Genomic DNA, 19,838 nt, shown 5'->3' with positions numbered 1-19,838 from the left:
CACTTTACATCGGCTGTATGTCCAGTGGGCTATTTGTCCACCAGGAACATCTCGGCTCGTTGATGGCCGACTACATGGGTATGCCGGGCCTTCCCGCCACGCGCGTCGAATCGGCCTGTGCCTCGGGCGGGCTGTCTTTCCGCTCTGCCTATATCGAAGTCGCCTCGGGCATGTCGGATATCGTCATGGCTGCCGGTGTGGAAAAAATGACTGACTGCTCTGGCGATGATGCTACGGCCGCTTTGGCCACCGCCGCCGACCAGGAGTACGAGGTTTTCCACGGAGCAACATTCCCAGGGCTGTACGCTATGATGGCTAATGCTCACATGGCTAAGTATGGAACGACGCGACAGATGTTGACGGCGATTTCAGTGAAGAATCACTTTAACGGATCAATGAATCCCGTTGCGCAGTATCCGTTTAAACTTAAGCCGGAAACGGTTGAGGGTTCGGTAATGATTGCCGACCCGCTACGTATTCTCGACTGCTCGCCGATCACTGATGGCGCTGCGGCGGTGATTGTGACGACTGAAGAAGTTGCCAAGAAGCTCGGCAAGCCGTACATCAAGGTGCTCGGTTCCGGTGCTGCTACGGACACTATTCAGCTCGCCCAACGGGCCGATTTGACCACAATCAAGGCGGCTACTCTGGCGTCTGATCGGGCTTTGAAGATGGCAGGCAAGACGATTAAGGATATCCAGTTCGCCGAAGTTCATGATTGTTTTACGATTGCTGAACTCGTCGTTTTAGAATCTATCGGTGTGTACGCACCCGGCAAAGCTGGTGATGCGATCTTGGCTGGAGCATCGGCTCTTGACGGCAAGTTCCCGGTGAACACTTCGGGTGGTTTGAAGTCGAAAGGCCATCCTGTAGGCGCGACTGGTATTGCCCAGATAGTTGAAGTCTATAAACAATTAACCGGTCAGGCCGAAGGCGACCGCCAGTTGAAGAGCAATCCGAAAATTGGCATGGCTCAGAACATGGGCGGCTCCGGCGGCTCATCAACCGTTCACATACTGGAGGTGGCGTGATGTCTCAATTTAGTGCACGCAACTGGAGAGAGTACCCGGCGCGGTACCGTGGCGAAGCCTCCAAGTTCAAGAAGAGTGGTAAGACCTACTATCCGGTGCGGACTATCGATCCGGAGAACGGCGACACGGATTACGAAATCGTGCGCCTTGCGGATACAGGAAAGATTGTAACCTACACTGTTATCCGGGTTGCTCCGGGTCAGTGGGGCGACACGGCTCCCTACGCGCTGGCTATCGTCGACCTAACCGATGGTACCCGCATTTTTGGGCAGATGTGTGACGTTGATGTGGATACGGTGAAAATCGGAATGGAAGTACGGGTTGAGTTCCGTCGCATCCAAACCGAGGGTCATCACGATATCCTCAGTTACGGTCACAAATTTACCCCGAAGTGGTGGTAGGCTGATCAAACTTAACCGGGCAGGCGGAGACGTCTGCCCGGTAGTTTACATAGGGCTAACATGCCGAGGGAGGTGTATGTATGTGCCAGAGTGTTGTGTTGGGGTTGGGGCTTTGGATTGTCGGACTGCTGATCGCTCTACTCTTGGGCAAGCTGACGGGGCTGATACTCAAGCGTATACGAAAGTCTCTTGCTTGCGGTGACCCGCAGATGTGCGACTACTACAATGACAATCCGGTCGCGGCGCCGAGGAAGGGCTGGTACATGGGTTCCACGTTTGGTAAGGATTCCAATGCCCTCTGGGAGAGAGCCTTCTTTGTCATCGTCGTTGCATTCGATGTGGGAGGGGCTGCAGTGGCAATGGTCGCCTGGACCGCTGCGAAAGGTTTCCTGAGTCATCCGAAAGGCAACCGTCAGCCAGCCGTAATCGAGTTGAACAGATGTACTACAGGGATTCTTGGCTCTCTCATCTCAATGCTCTTTGCCCTGATCGGAGGGCTAATCTGCAGAGCAGGCAACATAGTGCTTTCGAACGAATGTCCTCTCAGTTCGATCATAGGACTATTAGGACTATAGAGACAGCGGCCTCTATCGGATGTGTTCACGGAGCTTAGGTATGACGAGCAGACGTAATGGACACCCTAGCAAACCAGAGGACCTCAAATCCAAGACCACGCATGGCCAGTTGCGGCATCCCGAATCTGAACGCTTTCACGAGTTTGTACCTGACCTTACCGGTGACTATGGTGGCGTCCATGCTGCCCCCAATGAAATTTCAATTCCCCGACCTGAATGGCCCAAGCCGATCATAATTTCAACCCGCTTCGGTCCCAACTTCCTCTGGCATATGTTGGCCTCCGCCCAAATCGGTTATGAATCCGATTACGCTGCTAAGTACAGTCAGGTTGTAAACCCTCAAGACCTGGCTTTTTTAAGATATCATGGCTCTCTGCTCTGGATCGGTCACGGCGAGCCCAGTACACTTGCCAGTTCGTTTATCTACCTGCCGTCCTGGCTCAAGCTTGGAACGAGGGGAGATTTTCAGGATTATTTCAATGTGATCCGTCGGATCCTTCTTTCGGGCGATCCATCTCCTTTGTTCGAATGCTACCCCGAACATGACTGGTCCGATCCACTCATGAAACATGTCCGCGAAGGACTTGATTTCCCCGCCGATGCCGACCAGGACTTCCACGATCTTTTCAGGCGAACCGCCGAGATATTCATGAACAGCATCGAACCGTATCGGGAACAGGTCTGGCCGGAAGCTGTAGCGGCGATGACGCCTAGGCTTTTGGAAATGAGTGAGTTTGTGGCGGGTCGGGATCTGATCGCTCAATGGGAACAATTGTTGGGTATCGAGTTCAAGGCCGACGAATACGAGATTATCCTCTGTTTTGCCAACAAGGGTGGCTCGGATGCTAATTCAATTGGTTACTCGAAGAACCTGTTCTACTATGACAAACCATTCGATCAGACTTGTCAATTCTTGAGCCATGAGGTTGGTTCACACTTGTTAATGGAAACGTATCTTGAGCTCGCTGCCACCGGAGAGCATGACGGGAAGCGTCTGTACGAGGCGTTTGAATGCCTGGCTAAGTTCTACAATCGAATGGTTCTTGACACCAAGGAACTCGTCTATCCTCTGACTGGAATGGACGAGGGGCACTTTGTGCCTTTCTATGAGAAAATCTATCGAGAGAATAAGAGTCATCGTGACCTGATGATCCAGGCGGTACGGCTATCTGGCTCGTAGGGCAGATCTGTCTTCAAACCTGCCGGTGGTTGGCGGGTTCGAGGACGGACCCGCCCTACGACTGCTACCCCAGGTTGTCGGTTATACAATTAAGGGGATCGTAGGGGTCTCCATGAGGAATCCCGGGCGGAGGTTACCCTATAACCGCGTTTATCAGGAGATTTAGAATGAACACTACCTTCAAAACAATGATCTGGCAGCAGTTCGGAGCAGCCATTGACATGCTCGAAAACGCTATCGTAGCCTGTCCCAAAGAAATCTGGGGTGATCGCCCAGGACCTCAGGAGTTCTGGTACATAGCTTATCACACCCTGTTTTTTCTCGACTATTACATGTCAGAGTCGTCCGAAGGGTTTGCCCCTTCGGCCCCATTTACCCTGAGTGAACTTGACCCAGCGGGTGCTTTTCCTGATCGGGTCTATACGAAGGATGAACTGCTGACCTATCTCAAACACGGCCGTAATAAGTGTCGGGCACGGATTGAAGGCTTGAACGACCAAACGGCTCATCAACGTTGTGGATTTGAAAGGCCTGAGATCACTGTCGCCGAGTTACTTTTGTACAAGATGCGCCATGTACAGCATCACGCCGCCCAATTGAATCTGATCTTACGGCAGAAGACCGACTCCGCCCCCAGGTGGGTTGGTAAGTCCGAAAGCTAACGCAGATGGGAACAGCTTTACAACTGAGATGCGCCGACCTATATTCCTGACTAATGGCGGTGGCGAGGATCACCGCAGACACGGAATAGAGACATCCTTAGCTAACGGAAGAAGCGCGCATGTTCAGGATAGAAACGAAGATCAGCACTAGCTCTGAAGATTTCAAACTCAATTACGAACTCAACAAGAAGCAGCATACCGAATTCAAGGAACGCCTTGAAAAGGTCAAACTTGGTGGTCCGGAGAAATCCCGTCAACGTCACCTGGATCGCAAGAAGCTGCTCACTCGTGACCGTATAGCGCACCTGCTGGATAAGAACACGCCATTTCTGGAACTGAGTTCGCTGGCCGCCTATGATATTTACGGTAATGATGCACCAGCGGCGGGATTGATTACGGGCATCGGTTCAGTTCATGGCCGGGAAGTAATGGTCATTGCCAACGATGCGACTGTCAAGGGAGGTTCCTACTATCCGATAACAGTTCGGAAACACGCCCGCGCTCAGCGGATTGCCGAGGATAATCATCTGCCCTGCATCTATCTGGTCGACTCCGGAGGGGTATTTCTTCCCCGCCAGTCGGGAGTTTTTCCGGATAAGGACAATTTCGGACGTATTTTCTTCAACCAGGCACGCATGTCGGCCAAGGGAATTACTCAGATTTCGGTTGTTATGGGTTCCTGTACGGCAGGCGGAGCTTACTTGCCGGCCATGTCCGACGAGACGATCATGGTGCGCAAGCAGGCGACTATTTTCATTGGCGGTCCCCCTCTTGTGAAGGCGGCGACCGGGGCCGATGTGACGGCGGAGGATCTGGGTGGAGCTGATGTCCATTGTCGCACTTCAGGTGTGTCGGATCACTACGCCCAGAATGATGAACATGCGCTCAAGATCTGCCGGAATATCGTAGAGAACCTCAACCGCTCCTCTAAATTTCCCCTGGATCGGGGCACTCCAGAGGATCCATATTACGATCCGGACGAACTATACGGCGTGGTTTCGAACGATATCCGTAAACCATTTGATGTACGCGAAGTGATAGCCCGCATTGTAGACGGTTCTCGATTCCATGAATTCAAGGAGCTGTATGGCGCCACTCTGGTGACCGGTTTTGCCCGTATAATGGGTTATTCGGTTGGAATCCTTGGCAATAATGGTGTACTCTTCTCCGAGTCATCACTCAAGGGCGCCCATTTCATTGAGCTTTGTACAGAGCGTAAGATTCCACTTCTTTTCCTGCAGAACATCTCCGGGTTTATCGTTGGACAGAAATATGAAGCGGGGGGGATTGCGCGTGACGGCGCCAAACTAGTCCACGCCGTGGCTAACGCTGATGTACCCCGGTTCACGATCGTGGTTGGCGGTTCGTATGGAGCAGGCAATTACGCTATGTGTGGACGCGGTTATTTCCCGCGGATAATGTGGATGTGGCCCAACGCCAAGATTTGTGTTATGGGGGGGGAGCAAGCAGCGGGTGTGCTTTCGTCCGTGAAAATCAGGCAACTGGAGAAAGAAGGACGCAAGCTGACGCCTGAGGAGATTGATGAAATCCGCCAACCGATAATTGACAAGTACGAGGAAGAGTCAACACCGTACTATTCCGGAGCGCGGCTGTGGGATGACGGCATGCTGGGTTTCACCGAGACGCGCCAGGCATTAGCCCTGGGTATTTCGACATCGCTCAACGCCGAGATTCCCGACCAGAAATACGGCGTGTTTAGGATGTAACAGCCGGAGGTTGATAAACCTATGAACTTGACTACGATTACATACGAAAAGAAAGACCGGCAAGCCCAGGTCACGTTTAACCGACCGGAGATTCACAACGCCTTTAACGGCACCGTTATCTCTGAAATGACCCAGGTGTTTGAGGACATCAAGGCTGATGATGACATTCGGGTTGTGCTTCTGACCGGAACCGGTAAGTCTTTCTGTGCCGGTGCCGATTTAAACTGGATGCGTGGTGTGATCAAACAGACCTTCGATGAAAACCTCGCCGAATCAAACGCCCTGGCTGACCTCTTCTACAGTATCTACACCTGCAAGCGTCCGGTAATCGGTCGGATCAACGGCGCGGCTATTGGTGGAGGGACCGGTTTTGTCGCGGTGTGCGATATTGCTATTGCCGCCCGGTCGGCGGTGTTTTCGTTCTCCGAGGTTAAGATTGGTGTCGTCCCGGCCTGTATCGGTCCCTATGTTATAAGGAAGATGGGCGAGGGAAAGACGCGTGAACTGTTTATCACCGGCGAACGCATGAACGGCGACCGCGCCCATGAGGTCGGGCTGGTTAATCGGGTCGTTGATGATGACCAGCTCGATGATGATGTGGGTAAACTCATCAAATGGATACTGTCTTCTGGACCCGAGGCGGTGGCGATGGCCAAGAAACTTGTCAGCGAAGTTACTGCTATGTCGCCGGAGCAGTTTAAACCGTACACGGCCGAGATGATCGCCCATTTACGAGTCTCCGACGAGGGTCAGGAGGGGATGGATGCATTTCTTAACAAACGCAAGCCGAAGTGGGCGCAATGAGATTGTTTAATCAATGAGGTGACGTTTAGAAATGAAGCAACTGTTCAACAAGATACTGGTGGCCAATCGATCTGAGATCGCTGTCCGGGTGATGAACGCTTGTCGGACTCTCGGGATTCCGTGCGTAGCTGTATATTCGGATGCCGATGCTGGGAGCAAACATCGCTTCTTCGCCGATGAGGCAGTACACATTGGTGCTTCGCCGCCGCGTGAATCATATCTGGATATCGAGAAGATTATCAATACGGCTAAAGAAACCGGTTGCGATGCTATTCATCCCGGTTATGGTTTTCTGTCCGAGAATCCAATTCTGGTCAAGCGGTGTGGCGAGGAGAAAATTACGTTTATTGGTCCATCTTCGGAGGCGATAAGGTTGCTTGGCAACAAAGTGGCCTCACGTGTCAAGATGGCCGACGCCGGTATTCCGTTGATTCCGGGAATGAAAGATTCATCGGTTGATATCGAGTTGTACAAGAAGACGGCCAAGGAAGCGGGCTACCCGGTAATTATCAAGGCGGCGGCCGGTGGCGGCGGCAAAGGGATGCGGGTTGTACATACGGCTGATGAACTTGAGGATGCTCTTGAGGCGGCACAACGGGAAGCGAAGAATGCGTTCGATGACGACACCGTCTATCTGGAAAAATACATCGTCAATCCACGTCATATAGAATTCCAAATCCTCGGCGATACCCATGGGAACACGATCCACGTTTTTGAGCGCGAGTGTTCTATCCAGCGACGGCACCAGAAGATCATTGAAGAGACGCCCTCGGTGGCGGTTGACGATGACCTGCGCGCCCGCATGGGAGCCGATGCTGTCAATGTTGCCAAGGCGGCTGATTATTACAGTGCCGGGACGGTTGAATTCCTTCTTGATGAAAGTGGGAAATACTATTTCCTCGAAATGAATACCCGCATTCAGGTCGAACACCCAATCACTGAGATGGTCGCAGGTGTGGACCTGGTTGTTGAGCAGATTCGTATAGCTGCCGGGTTGGAATTATCCGACCAGGTAAAGAATCTCACCCAGCGCGGACATGCTATTGAGTGCCGCATATATGCTGAAGATGGTGAAAACAACTTTATGCCCTCGACCGGCAGTATTCTTCACTACTCTGAGCCGGTTGGGCCGGGGGTGCGAGTCGACTCGGGTATCGTGGCCGGAATGGAAGTCACAATCGACTACGATCCGATTCTGGCGAAGCTGATTGTCCACGCTCCCACGCGAGAGTTGGCCGTCACGAAGATGATTGATGCTCTCAACGCCTATAAGATTCTGGGGGTCAAGACGTCCAAGAAGTTCATGATTGACGTCATGCAGCATCCCGAGTTTATGGCCGGGCGAACCTATACCGATTTCATCGCAGAACACATGGCTAACCGAAAACTTGATCTTGGTGCATACCGGGAAATCGCTGTTGCTGCGGCCAGTGTTACAGCCCAGGCGGTGGTCTCTGCCGGCGACTACAATGGGAAGGAAGGTGATTTCGCCACACCGTCGCCCTGGCAAACCATCGGCAGTTGGCAGATAGGAGATTCTATCAATGAGTAGCTATGAGTTTCTGATCGAGGGATCTGACCCTGTCACCTCGTCTGTCGAGAAAAAGGCTGAGACCTTTCTTGTTACAATTGACAACAAGGTCGTGGAACTCTATCCCTCCGGTGACAATCTGTTCCACGCTTTCGTCAATGGAACCCGGCGGCAGGTGGCTGCTGCTCGCGCCAAAGATGGAACGACCTATATTGATATTGATTCTGTCTTGATTGAGTTGCGGGAACCTTCGGATGATGTTTTCGGTGGAGGTGCTGGAGATGCCGGGGGAGAGAAGGACAAAGTCTTTGCGCCCATGCCGGGCAAGATCGTCAAGCTGTTGGTCAAAGTCGATGACGAGGTTACCGAAAAGCAGCAGCTCGTCATTGTCGAGGCGATGAAGATGGAAAACCCGGTGTTGTGTCGCGCTAACGGCAAAGTCAAGGCGATCAATTTCGCCGATGGTGATCAGGTCGATACCGACAGTCCGATTATCGAGTTGGAGCTGGCGGAGTAGGCACGGTTCCCATAGCGAGGAACCTTTAGTCTTGTAGGTCAAGCCGCCTGTCGGCTTGACTGTCATGCTGAGCGGAGTCGAAGCATGAACGGAACTCATTCGACCTTTATCACCCTTCGACTCCGCTCAGGGCGACGAGAACAGGCTGCTTAACCTACTTGGTGTTGAAGATGAAGACAATATCGATCCACTAAATTGCATAGCTCAACTTCCTGATATTCATATACAATTTCATGCATCTTTCTTAGTTATGCATCGTTAAGTAATGCATATACGTTGGCTCTCTCGTCGTATTTGAAGACGAGCGGAGAATTGAAGTGGAACGTCAAGCGAAGAAGGAAACACCTGATGGCTTCATTGCTAAGAATCTCACGATCTCACAACTACTGTCTCGGACTGGCGATGATGTGTCTGCTAATCGCAGCATCAGCTATCGCCGATAACGATTTCACACCCGTATATCATCCGAGTTTGCATGTGACGAAAACCACGCAGGCAATCCATGTCGATGGCGATCTGGGTGACCCCGGTTGGCAGGGGGCTGCGATGGCGGATAATTTCGCCGAACATGATCCGGGCGATCAAGTTAAACCGCCGGTGGATACCCGGGCTTTCATGACGTACGATGACGATCATCTCTATGTCGCTTTTGTCTGCTATGACGACCCGGCCGAAACTCGCACATCGCTGTGTGAACGAGACCGAATGTATGGCGATGACAATATCTGTTTTTGTCTCGACACCTATGGAGATGCCGCCTGGGCCTACACTATGAACGTCAACGCCTGTGGTGTTCAGGCGGATGCAATCTGGTCCAACGGTTTTGGCGAGGATGGCCGGTATGATCTTATTTGGGAATCAGCTGGCAAGGTCACCGATTCTGGTTATCAGGTTGAAATTGCAATCCCTTTTTCGAGCCTGCGTTTTCCAAATCAGGAAGTTCAGGAATGGAAAGTAGATTTCTGGCGTCATCATTGGCGTGAGACTCACTACACGATGTCATGGGCCGCTTATGACCGTGATGAGCCATGCTGGCCATGTCAGTGGGGGACAATCACTGGCATAGAAAATGTCAAACCCGGTCGCGGGATCGAGATACTTCCGGCTATGGTTGGTTATCAGGCGGGTGAGTTGTTCTCCGAAGGGGATCTTGGTTCGCCGCTCGATTTTCAGAATGATGATGCCAAAGGGGAACTGGCTATCAGCGCCAAGTATTCTATTACATCCAATATCACTACCGAGGCTACTTATAACCCTGATTTCAGTCAGGTTGAGGCTGATGCCGACCAGATTGATGTGAACTCGACAACAGCTCTTTCGTTCCCGGAGAAGAGGCCGTTTTTCCAGGAGGGTAGCGATCTGTTCCGTACCCTCATGGGGGCAGTCTATACGCGATCTATCAACGACCCGGATTTTGCGGCCAAGGCGACCGCTCGTATCAACAAAACCAGCATCGCATATCTCGTCGCGCATGACGAGAACAGCCCGATGGTGATTCCCTTTGAGGAAGGGAGTACGTCCAGTTTTGGGGTTGGCAAGAGCATCTCGAATTTCTTCCGGGCAAGACAAACCTTTGGCGATAACTCCCAAGTCGGATTGTTGGTAACTGATCGGCGAATCGAAGGCGGCGGAGCTGGTTCGCTCTATAGCCTCGATGGTTCTTTTCGACTCAACAAGAACTTTCGTCTTCGTGGGCAAATTGCAGCAAGTCACACGGAAGAACCCGACGATTCTGAACTGACAGCGGACCTCGAAATCAACGACTATAAGAGTGGTAGTGCGGTCAGTCTTAACGATTACTACTTCGATGACGACCTGACCGGGGGATTTGATGGACAGTCATTCTGGGGATATGGCTATTTAGGGTTGCTAGATTACGATGCGCGCGATGTGTGGGCTCGTGCACAGTACTCTGAACTCGGCCCACGCTTCCGAACCGATAATGGAAATGAACGAGTCAACAATCGCCGTCAGGCGAGTGTGATGGCTGGCTATACGATCCGTCCGTCCGATAATGGTCTCATAGAGTCTATTCGTCCGGACTTCTTTGTGGCACGGATCTGGAATACTGAAGGGAAGATCAAGGACGAATGGGTCTTCCTCAATATGTCCGCGCAGCTTCGGAAGGCTCGGACAAATATACATGCTCAATACATGAGAAGTGGCGAGAATTACGCCGGAGTCCAGTTTGATGATATCTGGTCAACACACATTTGTGTTTCTACGCAGCCGAGTGAGCTGATTTCATTTGGAGGAAACGTAAGCTACGGTCATCGCATTGCCCGGGGTGCGGTCGTGATGGGGAAAGAGATTTCTCTCGGAGGGTGGCTTGATCTAAAACCGCTTGATCGCATTTTTGTGGAGAACTGGTTCAGCTACATTCAGAGCCGTGACCTGGAGACCGACGCTATGCTCTTCAAGGGATTTACTGCTCGCAGTAAGCTGAGTGTACAGTTCACGCGCGAGATTTCGTTGCGGTTTGTTGCCCAGTACAATGATTTTTCCGAGACGTGGGATTTTGATCCTCTACTGACATACCGGCTTAACCCGTTCACGATGTTCTATGTTGGCATGACGAATGATTATGAGAAACTATATGGTCTCAACAAGGAAGGAACGGCATACGTTGGTCAATATCGATGGCCCTACGACAAGACGTGCCTGACCGCACGGCAGTTCTTCGTCAAGCTGCAGTACTTGTTCCAGCTGTAAATTCGATAGTGAGGTTATCGAGACAGATTATCGAAAGAAGGACCGGAGTTGAAGCTCCGGTCCTTTTATTTCTATGCTTTCTTCAACGACGCTAACAGATCGCGCGCAATGACAAGCCGCTGTATCTCAGAAGTACCTTCGCCGATTTCGCACAGCTTGACATCCCGCCAGATACGTTCCACCGGGTAAGGACCGGTGTAGTATCCGATCCCGCCAAGAATTTCCATAGCACTGTGCGCCGCACGCCGACCAACTTCCGAGGCATACAGCTTGCACATGGCCGAATGACTACTGAACGGAACCCCGGTATCTTTACGCTCCGAGCAATCGTAGATCAACAACCGGGCGGCTTCGATCTCGGTCGCCATATCAGCCAGTCTGTGCTGGATGGCCTGGTTGGCGACGATTGGTTTACCGAACTGCTTGCGGTCGGCGGCGTATTTCAAAGCACAATCGAGTGCACCCTGAGCCAGACCAAGCGCCATAGCGCCAATAGAAATACGACCGCCGTCGAGTGTTATGAGCATCTGTTTGAAGCCATCGCCGATATCACCCAGCCTGTATGCATCAGAAACTTTCATGTCATCAAAATGCAGTGAGGCTGTATCGGATCCACGCAGGCCCAGTTTGTTCTCTTTTTTGCCGACCGAGTAGCCTTCCCAGCCCTTTTCGAGAATGAACGATGTGATGTCCTTCTCTTCGGGCTTGTCGGATGTTCGAGCGGTAGCAATTGTGGCCATAGCCGGTGTGGCTGATGTGATGAAACACTTGGTGCCATTAATGATCCAGTCGTCTCCATCACGAAGCGCCATTGATCTGGTGCCACCGGCGTCAGACCCGGCATCGGGTTCGGTCAATCCGAAGGCGAGCAATTCCCCACGAGAAGCCCGGGGGAGATACTTCATCTTCTGATCGTTGTTGCCGAACTTGAGAATCGGGAATGTTCCCAGCGAGTTGTGAGCGGCGATGGTAATACCGGTCGAGCCACACACCCGGGATACTTCCTCGACGGCAATCGAATAGCTGATCGTATCGACCTGCCGACCATCAAACTCATCCGGGATAAGCAGCCCCAGCAGACCCATCTCGGCTAATGACTTGAGCTGTTCCTCGGGGAAGCGTTGCTCATCATCAATTGACTTGGCCAACGGCTCAATCTTCTCCAGAGCGAAGGCGCGAATCTTCTCCCGGTATTCTTGGTGTTTCTTCTTCAGCACGGCTTAGTCCTTCAGTAGATCTCTGGAAATGACCAGCTTTTGGGCTTCAGTTGTTCCCTCGTAGATTTCTGTCACACGGGCATCGCGGAAGTAACGTTCGACGGCATATTCCTTCATGTAGCCATAACCGCCATGAATCTGGAGGGCTTCATTGACGACATAATTGGCTGTCTGCGAGCAGAACAGTTTAGACATTGATGCTTCTCGATGACAAGGCAAGCCAGCATCCTTGAGTCCGGCCGCCCGGTAGGCCATGAGACGTCCGGCGTCAATTCGGGTGGCCATGTCGGCCATCTTAAATTGCAATGACTGAAAGGCAGCCAGCGGTTTGCCGAACTGTTTACGTTCCTTCGAGTACTTGATAGCCTCTTCGAGCGCGGACCGGGCAATTCCAGTCGCTTGGAAGGACACACCTATCCGGCCCGAATTGAGGATTGTGACCGCCATCATGAAGCCCTTACCCAATTCGCCAAGGAGGTTCTCTTTCGGGATTCTGACATCGGCGAAATTGACCTCGCGAGTATCGGAGGCTTTGATGCCGCACTTATGCTCCGGTTTGCCGATAGTAATGCCGTCAAGATCACAGTCTACTACAAAACAGCTCAACCCCAGTTGTCCGGCTTCGGGGTCGGTTTTGGCAAAGACAATAAACACTCCGGCCAGACCGCCGTTGGTTACAAACGTTTTGGTACCGTTAATGAGATAGTGGTCGCCCTTGTCTTCGGAAGTGGTAGCGATGGCCGCCAGGTCAGTACCGGCGTTTGGTTCGGTGACACAATATGCACCGATCTTCTCACCGGTCGCCATTTCTGGCAGGTATTTCTTTTTTAGATCATCGGAGCCAAACAGCTTGATGATTTCGCAACAGAGGGAACAATGGACCGACAGGAGGATTCCAAACCCGGCGCTGGCCGCGCAGAACTCTTCCAACACTCCGGCAAACGCGGTTGTACTGAGTCCCATGCCACCGTGTTCTTCCGGGACTGTGAAGCCCAGATAGCCCAACTCGCCGACTTCCTTAATTAGCTCCGGTGGTGTAGTCGCTGTTTCGTCCATTTCCTCGGCTCGTGGATAGAGACGTTTCTCAGCAAATTCCTGAGCCATCTGTTTGAGTTCAAGATCCTCTTCATTGAGATTGAAATCCATAACTCGACTCCTTACTTGCTGTAATCGTAAAATCCGCGACCGGTCTTACGACCGAGGTACCCGGCCTGGACCATCTTTTTCAGCAACGGACACGGACGATACTTCGGATCACCAAGACCGTCATGAAGAACCTCCAGGACCGCAAGGCAAACGTCCAGACCAATGAAGTCGGCAAGTGTGAACGGCCCCATAGGATGAGCCATGCCGAGTTTCATAACTGAATCGATGGCTTCGATTGTTCCCACGCCTTCGAAATGAGCGTATATGGCTTCGTTGATCATCGGCAACAGGATGCGGTTGGCAATGAAGCCCGGGAAATCGTTCACGAGAATAGGCGTCTTGCCCAGTTTCTTGGCCAATCCCTCGATTAGATTATAGGTCTCATCAGAGGTTGCGATGCCGCGAATCAGCTCGATCAGCTTCATCATCGGTACCGGGTTCATGAAGTGCATCCCGATAAACATCTCAGGCCGTTTGGTGACAGCAGCCAGTTGCGTGATCGGCAAAGAGGAGGTGTTGGAGGCAAAATAGACCTCGGGACCGCAAATATCTTCGAGCTTTTTGAAGATGTCGAGCTTGATGTCCAGGTCCTCGGTTACCGCTTCGATAACCAGCTGAGCATCTTTGGCAGCTGTCAACTCGGTGTTGGTAGTGATGCGTCCCAGCGTGGACTTTTTGTCGTCTTCAGTGATTTTCTCTTTCTTGATCATGCGGTCGAGACTTTTCCCGATACCGGCGATGGCGCGATCAAGGAATTCTTGTTTGATATCAATCAGAACAATATCAATTCCGGTAGTGGCAGCTACTTGAGCGATGCCGTTGCCCATCGTGCCGCAGCCGATGATGGCTATTTTCTTAATGTCATCTGTATTCATCAGTATCTCTCCTTAAGTCAATCAGCATATTTCGATGGACATAGCCACGGCGTTTCCACCGCCAAGGCAAAGCGTAGCCAGCCCGGTTTTCAGGCCGCGATCTTTCAGTGCATAGATCAAGGTTGTCAGAACACGCGTACCGGACGCTCCGATGGGATGTCCCAGAGCAACCGCGCCGCCATGTACATTGACGCGATCCCAATCCCAGCCAAGTTCCTTGCCGTCGGCCAATGCCTGGACCGAGAAAGCCTCATTGGCTTCAATCAGGTCGAAGTGGTTGATGTCCACATCCATTTTCTTCATCAGTTTCTGTACAGCATAGATAGGTGCGAAAAACAAATCTTCGGGTTTGGTGCCGGCGACCGCGTAGTCAATAATCTTCGCCAGCGGAGTCAGACCCTTTTCTTTGAGATAAGTGCCCGAAACAATAACTGCCGCCGAGGAACCATCGTTCAGTCCTGGAGCGTTACCGGCGGTGACAGTGCCGCCCTTTTCGAATGCAGGACGAAGTCTTGCCAGTTTTTCGACCGAGATACCGGGGCGGGGACCTTCGTCCTTGTTGAAGATGACAGGATCGCCTTTACGTTGTTTGATCTCGATGGGGAATATCTCGGCGTCGAATTTTCCACCCTCCTGAGCCGCAAGTGCCTTATGGTGCGAATTGGCGGCAAATTCGTCTTGTTCTTCGCGGGTGATATTGGTTTTCTTCTGGGTCAACTCCGCAGCCACTCCCATATGGAAGTCGTTGAAACTATCCCAAAGGCCGTCGGTGAGCATAATATCTATCAATTTCTGATGCCCGAATTTCGTACCTCGTTTGACCGCGGCGGAGAGAATCATCGGTGCGTTGGACATCGATTCCATGCCACCGGCGAGGATGACATTCTGGTCACCGGCGCGGATCGACTGCGCTGCCAGCATGACGGCTTTCAATCCTGAGCCACACACCTTGTTGATAGTCATGGCAGCTGCCTCTGGCGGTACTCCGCCGTGAATTGCGGCCTGGCGAGCCGGGGCTTGGTTGGAGCCACCCTGGACTACTTGACCCATGATAACTTCCTCAACGTCAACAGGATCAACTCCAGATCGAGCCAGAGCTTCTTTGACCGCCAAGGCTCCCAATTGGGGGGCTGTGAAAGCCGAAAGATGACTGTGAAGAACCCCGATGGCGCTTCGACAGGCAGACACGATGTAGGCTTCGTTTTGATCGGACATACTCGTTTCCTCCATTCTTTACTATGTCACATTCGCATTGTTGTGCTATAGTAACCAAATTACGACCGGTGCGCAAGTGAACCATTTCACAAAATCCTGTCAATACGAAGCTATCCTTAAGGTCATAACGGCCTTGTTTTTTTGTTTGACATTATTCCTGGTAAATTGTTTTGTTGGAGTCGCAAAGGACAAAGGACGTCTTTTTTAGTGCACAAGGGATGTGAAATTGAAAACTAAGAGCCAATTGAAATCGGACAACCAAACACTGTTATTGGGAGGGAGAATGAAGACTTTATTTCTCACATTGGGTCTGATCGCCATGCTGGCACTTGGTGCCGCAGCACAGGATGAGGCCACCACCGGTATCGTTGGTAAGGGTATCAAGGCCGGCATCAATATGGCCAATATCACCGGTGATGATGTCGATGATCTGGACATGAAACTGGGCTTTGGCTTTGGTGGTTTTTTGGTCTATGCCGTATCACCACAGTTAGTAATCCAGCCTGAGGTCCTGTACATGATGAAGGGTGCTCAGTTTGATGATGAGGACGGTGAAACATGGAAGATCAAAGTGGATTACCTTGAGATTCCTGTTCTCGTTAAGTTCAAGTTCCCGACGGAAGGCAACTTCAAACCCTGTCTGTTTGCTGGTCCGGCGCTCGGTATCCTGATGAGTGCTAAGGTAGAAGACGAGGACATCAAAGACGATTTGAAGAGTATTGACTTCGGCCTGGCCTTTGGTGGTGGCTTTGGCTTGGTCATGGGTGAAGGCATGTTGACCTTTGATGCCCGTTATACGCTTGGTATGTCCAACGTCAATGATTGGGATGTCGAGGAAGGTGAAACTTTGCCCGACAATAAGAATGCCAACATCTCGATCATGCTCGGCTACTCGTTCTAATCATCTGTCGATCGTTGTATTGATAGTACAAGCCCCGCCGTTATCGGCGGGGCTTTTTTGTGGTGTATTCGTAGCCTTCTGTAGTTCGCAATAGCAGTTGACATCACACACGTCATTCGGTTAATTGGCCTAATTCCAAGAGTACACCGATGGGTTCCGTCTTCGGGGCAGGCTCGTTTCTTTCTAAACCACTGCGGAGTCCATTGGCGCAAATGACCGTAACGGGACATCACAAGGAGGAAATGGAATGCACAAAAATCTAATGCATACAGGGCTTGTCGGCTTGGTCGTCATGCTCGTGCTAATCTCTGGCTCGCTCTGCGCACAAGAGCGGACCACATTCTATGGAGGCGCGGGCATCGGGATGCCGTCGTCGCCCAGTGAATTTTCTGACTATTGGAAGATGGGCTTTCACGGCTCGGTGGGTATTGGTTTTCCCCTAAGTCCGAATGTCCGTTTGGTGCCCAAGTTGGAGTACCACTCTTTTGCCTTTGACTGGGGCAAACTTGGCGTTGTTGGTATTGACGGTTTGGATATGCAGGCTCTCCTGATAGGGGCCGACGTCCGGGTAGCGTTGGGAGTTCCAACAGCCTCCGCCAGGCCATACTTACTGGGAGAGCTGGGCATGGGCACGATATCTTTTTCTGATGTCACCGGCGCCGGCGAGACCATCCCGGTTGGTTTAGACGAAACCAAGATGTATATTGGGTTAGGAGGAGGATTGGAATTCGCATCGTCACCCTCTACAAAGTTCTTCTTCCAGTTTCGATACATCAGCATTACTACATCAGGTGAGGCGACCACCTTCATTCCGATTACTGCCGGGGTTGCGATCGGTTTCGGAGGCTAGGTGATGCCGAGATGGGGCGTTGTTCTGGGCAAAAGCTCCTTACTTCGAACACAACAAAGCACCTCTTATGCCTCGTCGTTATCGGCGGGGCTTTTTTTTTGCTACCCCGTGGTTGCGTCTTTCCCGAAAACGCTTGACGCTGGTCGACTGTAACCCTTGTTTGGATTAAAATCATCATTGACAGAGCATCACACGCAATGGGAAGGATCAGGTTCGGGCGAGCCCGGCTGATGAAACCAAATTGAAACCGCTAACGGAGGACTTCGTGTGAGACACGCAATTGTTATGATAGCCCTGGTGCTGCTCGTCGCAGCAACCGGATGGACCGAGGGTGCCAAGCCGGTGTTTTATGTCGGTGGCGGCATCAGCATGCCGATGAAGCCGGATGCCATCGGCGGTCTGGATGGGAGTGAAATCGGCATCAAAGACATGTACAAGAACGGCACCCATATCGGGGGCGGGGTCGGTTTTCAGATCAGCCCGAACGTCGAGATCATCGGCTGGGTCTCCTACAACTCGTTTGCCTTCGATGATGACGGATTTTCGCAGGCGTTGGAGGACGAATTCATCCGGCTGTCTGGCGGCATGACTGGTTTTACTTTTGACATCAACACCAACGGCACGAAATTGGAGTTGATTGAGATTATGGGTGACGTTAAGTTCACCATACCGGTGGGGCAACAGCAGGCGAAGTTCAAGCCATTCATTCTGGGCGGACTGGGGATGACCAATGCCAAGCAGGCCTCTACAGAATTGGAAATGCACATTGTCTATCCCCCCCTTGTGGATACAACGATCTCGGAGACGATCCCAGAACAGACCGAGACGAAACTCGCTTTCAATATCGGAGCTGGTTTTGACTACATGGTTTCACCGACCGTGGGGATCTTTGCGGATGTTAGATACGCCCAAGTAGCTGTCGAGGGTGACCCGATTGGATATCTGCCGATCAGAGCAGGGCTGATCTTCAAGCTGGGTCAGTAGCGGCAGGGGCATAGCCCCGCCATCAATCCATCAATTGACATTTCAAGCCCCGCCGTTGTCGGCGGGGCTTTTTTTATTGTCAAAATCTGACGAACATGTGGAGGGTGCGTTTTTGTGTTGCGTCCCCTCCGTCGCGCGGGTTACAATTCTCATAGAGAATGTGAAAGTGGAATCTGACTGACAGGAGGTCATGTGATGAAAGCGTTACACATAACAATCATTCTGGTCGTGTTGCTGGCTGTTGGGGCGTCAGCTCAATTGCCGAGCAAGCCATTCAACATTTACGCGGGTGGTGGTGTCACACTCCCGAATCAACCGGCTGATTTCAAAGATGTTTACAATATGGGTTTTCACGGTTTCGTTGGTATGGGTCTGAACGTTTCGCCCATGATTCAAATGGTAGGAAAAATTGGCTACCACAATCTCGGGCTGGACAGCGATGTCTACGCCGGCGATGCTTTAGGCAATGTTGATGGTGGCTCTTTCACGGTTCTCTCTTATGGTGTTGATGCCCGAATGGCTGTTGGCGCTCCGGCTGTGCCTATCAAACCGTTCGGTTTTATTGGCCTGGGGATGGCCAATCTGAATCTGGGTGAGATTACGTCTGACAGTGCGCCGGAAGCTGAGTTCACGTCCTCCAAGTTATATTACAACTTTGGGGCTGGTCTTGAATTCAAGAGAGGCCCCGGACTGACGTTCTTTGTTCAGGCGGCCTATATGAGCATTGCCGGTGATGCTGATGCTGTGGCATTGGGTAGCTCGGATGATAGGATTGTGATGATCCCGATCTCGCTTGGTGTTAAGTTCTGATCTCAGGACGGTGAACACACTGCAAGCTCAATGTACCACATTCCACAGAGTGACTGCGTCTTTGTACAGAATGTTCGTAGCGTTGTAATAAGGAATCAAGAATGAAACAGGTAACATTACAACCAATTACAAAAGAAAATTATCGTGAGTGCATCAATCTGGATGTTGACGAATCGCAGGCCGGATTGGTAGCCAGCAATGCCAAGTCACTGGCAGAAGCCTATGTGAACCCGACCCTCTGTCCGCTGGGAATATATGATGTGGAGGCCAGAGGCTGGGAAAAACCGAAACTACCTATGGTCGGTTTTACTATGTACGAATTGGTGGCCGGGGTTGGATTCATCCTGCGCCTGATGGTGGATCAGAAATTTCAGCGACAGGGTTATGGAAAAGCATCAATGATTGAGGTCATCAGAAGATTGCGTTTGCATCCTGAAGTTGAACTAATAGCCACGAGCCATCAAAAGAAGAACATCGCGGCAGCTTCCCTTTATCGGAATTTAGGTTTCAAAGTGTGGGACATAGAATGGGCCAAGGAGATCGAAGATGAGGTTTTCCTGGTGCTGGATGGCCAGGACGCTTAAGGATATGTTGGGTTGGTTGTCGCTATCCTTCGACTCCGCTCATAGGCATTGCCTGATTGCATGACGGCATTGGATGTTGTCTTTGAAATGATATTGGGTTTCCCATTGATATCGCA

General features: G+C 51.6%; 19 protein-coding genes. 15 read left to right on the top strand and 4 right to left on the bottom strand.

Annotation, left to right across the window (positions count from 1 at the left end):
• The 10 genes from KOO62_06065 to KOO62_06020 form a co-directional block, all read left to right on the top strand.
• Positions 1-1,031 (top strand): thiolase domain-containing protein (locus KOO62_06065; GenBank protein MBU8933554.1); only part of this gene is annotated, 1,031 nt, incomplete at its 5' end.
• Positions 1,031-1,432: a Zn-ribbon domain-containing OB-fold protein gene (locus KOO62_06060; GenBank protein ID MBU8933553.1), complete on the top strand. Its 402-nt coding sequence runs from the start codon at positions 1,031-1,033 to the stop codon at positions 1,430-1,432. The genes KOO62_06065 and KOO62_06060, both read left to right, overlap by 1 nt.
• 80 nt (positions 1,433-1,512) lie before the next feature.
• The gene (locus tag KOO62_06055) at positions 1,513-2,007 is read left to right on the top strand and encodes a hypothetical protein (protein ID MBU8933552.1); all 495 of its coding nucleotides are present in this window, start codon (positions 1,513-1,515) and stop codon (positions 2,005-2,007) included.
• A gap of 40 nt (positions 2,008-2,047) precedes the next feature.
• Entirely contained in the window at positions 2,048-3,187 is a 1,140-nt protein-coding gene (locus KOO62_06050) for a hypothetical protein (protein MBU8933551.1), read from the top strand.
• Between the two features lie 167 nt (positions 3,188-3,354).
• A complete protein-coding gene (locus KOO62_06045) occupies positions 3,355-3,849 on the top strand; it encodes a DinB family protein (GenBank protein ID MBU8933550.1) in 495 nt (164 codons plus the stop codon).
• A 119-nt stretch (positions 3,850-3,968) separates the two neighbouring features.
• The gene (locus KOO62_06040; protein ID MBU8933549.1) at positions 3,969-5,576 is read left to right on the top strand and encodes a methylcrotonoyl-CoA carboxylase; all 1,608 of its coding nucleotides are present in this window, start codon (positions 3,969-3,971) and stop codon (positions 5,574-5,576) included.
• A 21-nt stretch (positions 5,577-5,597) separates the two neighbouring features.
• The gene (locus tag KOO62_06035; protein ID MBU8933548.1) at positions 5,598-6,380 is read left to right on the top strand and encodes an enoyl-CoA hydratase/isomerase family protein; all 783 of its coding nucleotides are present in this window, start codon (positions 5,598-5,600) and stop codon (positions 6,378-6,380) included.
• A 40-nt stretch (positions 6,381-6,420) separates the two neighbouring features.
• Entirely contained in the window at positions 6,421-7,932 is a 1,512-nt protein-coding gene (locus KOO62_06030; protein MBU8933547.1) for an acetyl-CoA carboxylase biotin carboxylase subunit, read from the top strand.
• Entirely contained in the window at positions 7,925-8,428 is a 504-nt protein-coding gene (locus tag KOO62_06025) for a hypothetical protein (GenBank protein MBU8933546.1), read from the top strand. The genes KOO62_06030 and KOO62_06025 overlap by 8 nt, the downstream gene beginning before the upstream one ends.
• Before the next feature lie 348 nt (positions 8,429-8,776).
• Entirely contained in the window at positions 8,777-11,140 is a 2,364-nt protein-coding gene (locus tag KOO62_06020) for a carbohydrate binding family 9 domain-containing protein (protein MBU8933545.1), read from the top strand.
• A gap of 71 nt (positions 11,141-11,211) precedes the next feature.
• Here KOO62_06020 and KOO62_06015 read toward each other — a convergent pair whose 3' ends face one another.
• The 4 genes from KOO62_06015 to KOO62_06000 are packed head-to-tail and all read right to left on the bottom strand — an operon-like array spanning position 11,212 to position 15,593.
• Complete coding sequence (locus tag KOO62_06015) at positions 11,212-12,357, bottom strand: acyl-CoA dehydrogenase family protein (GenBank protein MBU8933544.1); 1,146 nt, start codon at positions 12,355-12,357, stop codon at positions 11,212-11,214.
• 3 nt (positions 12,358-12,360) lie between these two features.
• On the bottom strand, positions 12,361-13,503 hold the full coding sequence (locus KOO62_06010; protein MBU8933543.1) for an acyl-CoA dehydrogenase family protein: 1,143 nt from the start codon (positions 13,501-13,503) through the stop codon (positions 12,361-12,363).
• An 11-nt stretch (positions 13,504-13,514) separates the two neighbouring features.
• Positions 13,515-14,378: a 3-hydroxybutyryl-CoA dehydrogenase gene (locus KOO62_06005; GenBank protein ID MBU8933542.1), complete on the bottom strand. Its 864-nt coding sequence runs from the start codon at positions 14,376-14,378 to the stop codon at positions 13,515-13,517.
• A gap of 21 nt (positions 14,379-14,399) precedes the next feature.
• A complete protein-coding gene (locus KOO62_06000) occupies positions 14,400-15,593 on the bottom strand; it encodes an acetyl-CoA C-acetyltransferase (GenBank protein MBU8933541.1) in 1,194 nt (397 codons plus the stop codon).
• Positions 15,594-15,876: 283 nt separating this feature from the next.
• Between KOO62_06000 and KOO62_05995 the strand changes: the two genes are divergently transcribed.
• The 5 genes from KOO62_05995 (at position 15,877) to KOO62_05975 (ending at position 19,722) form a co-directional block, all read left to right on the top strand.
• On the top strand, positions 15,877-16,494 hold the full coding sequence (locus tag KOO62_05995; GenBank protein ID MBU8933540.1) for a PorT family protein: 618 nt from the start codon (positions 15,877-15,879) through the stop codon (positions 16,492-16,494).
• 247 nt (positions 16,495-16,741) lie between these two features.
• A complete protein-coding gene (locus tag KOO62_05990; protein ID MBU8933539.1) occupies positions 16,742-17,344 on the top strand; it encodes an outer membrane beta-barrel protein in 603 nt (200 codons plus the stop codon).
• 267 nt (positions 17,345-17,611) lie between these two features.
• Entirely contained in the window at positions 17,612-18,328 is a 717-nt protein-coding gene (locus KOO62_05985) for a porin family protein (protein ID MBU8933538.1), read from the top strand.
• 195 nt (positions 18,329-18,523) lie between these two features.
• Positions 18,524-19,138 carry a porin family protein gene (locus KOO62_05980; protein MBU8933537.1) on the top strand — a complete coding sequence of 205 codons (615 nt, stop codon included), beginning with the start codon at positions 18,524-18,526 and terminating at the stop codon, positions 19,136-19,138.
• A gap of 101 nt (positions 19,139-19,239) precedes the next feature.
• On the top strand, positions 19,240-19,722 hold the full coding sequence (locus KOO62_05975) for a GNAT family N-acetyltransferase (GenBank protein ID MBU8933536.1): 483 nt from the start codon (positions 19,240-19,242) through the stop codon (positions 19,720-19,722).
• Positions 19,723-19,838: the final 116 nt, after the last annotated feature.

The organism is Candidatus Zixiibacteriota bacterium, from assembly GCA_019038695.1.
In the GTDB taxonomy this organism is placed as follows: Bacteria; Zixibacteria; MSB-5A5; order GN15; family FEB-12; genus B120-G9.
Note: the sequence above shows the minus strand (reverse complement) of the source record. Positions and strands in the feature narration are given on the sequence as shown.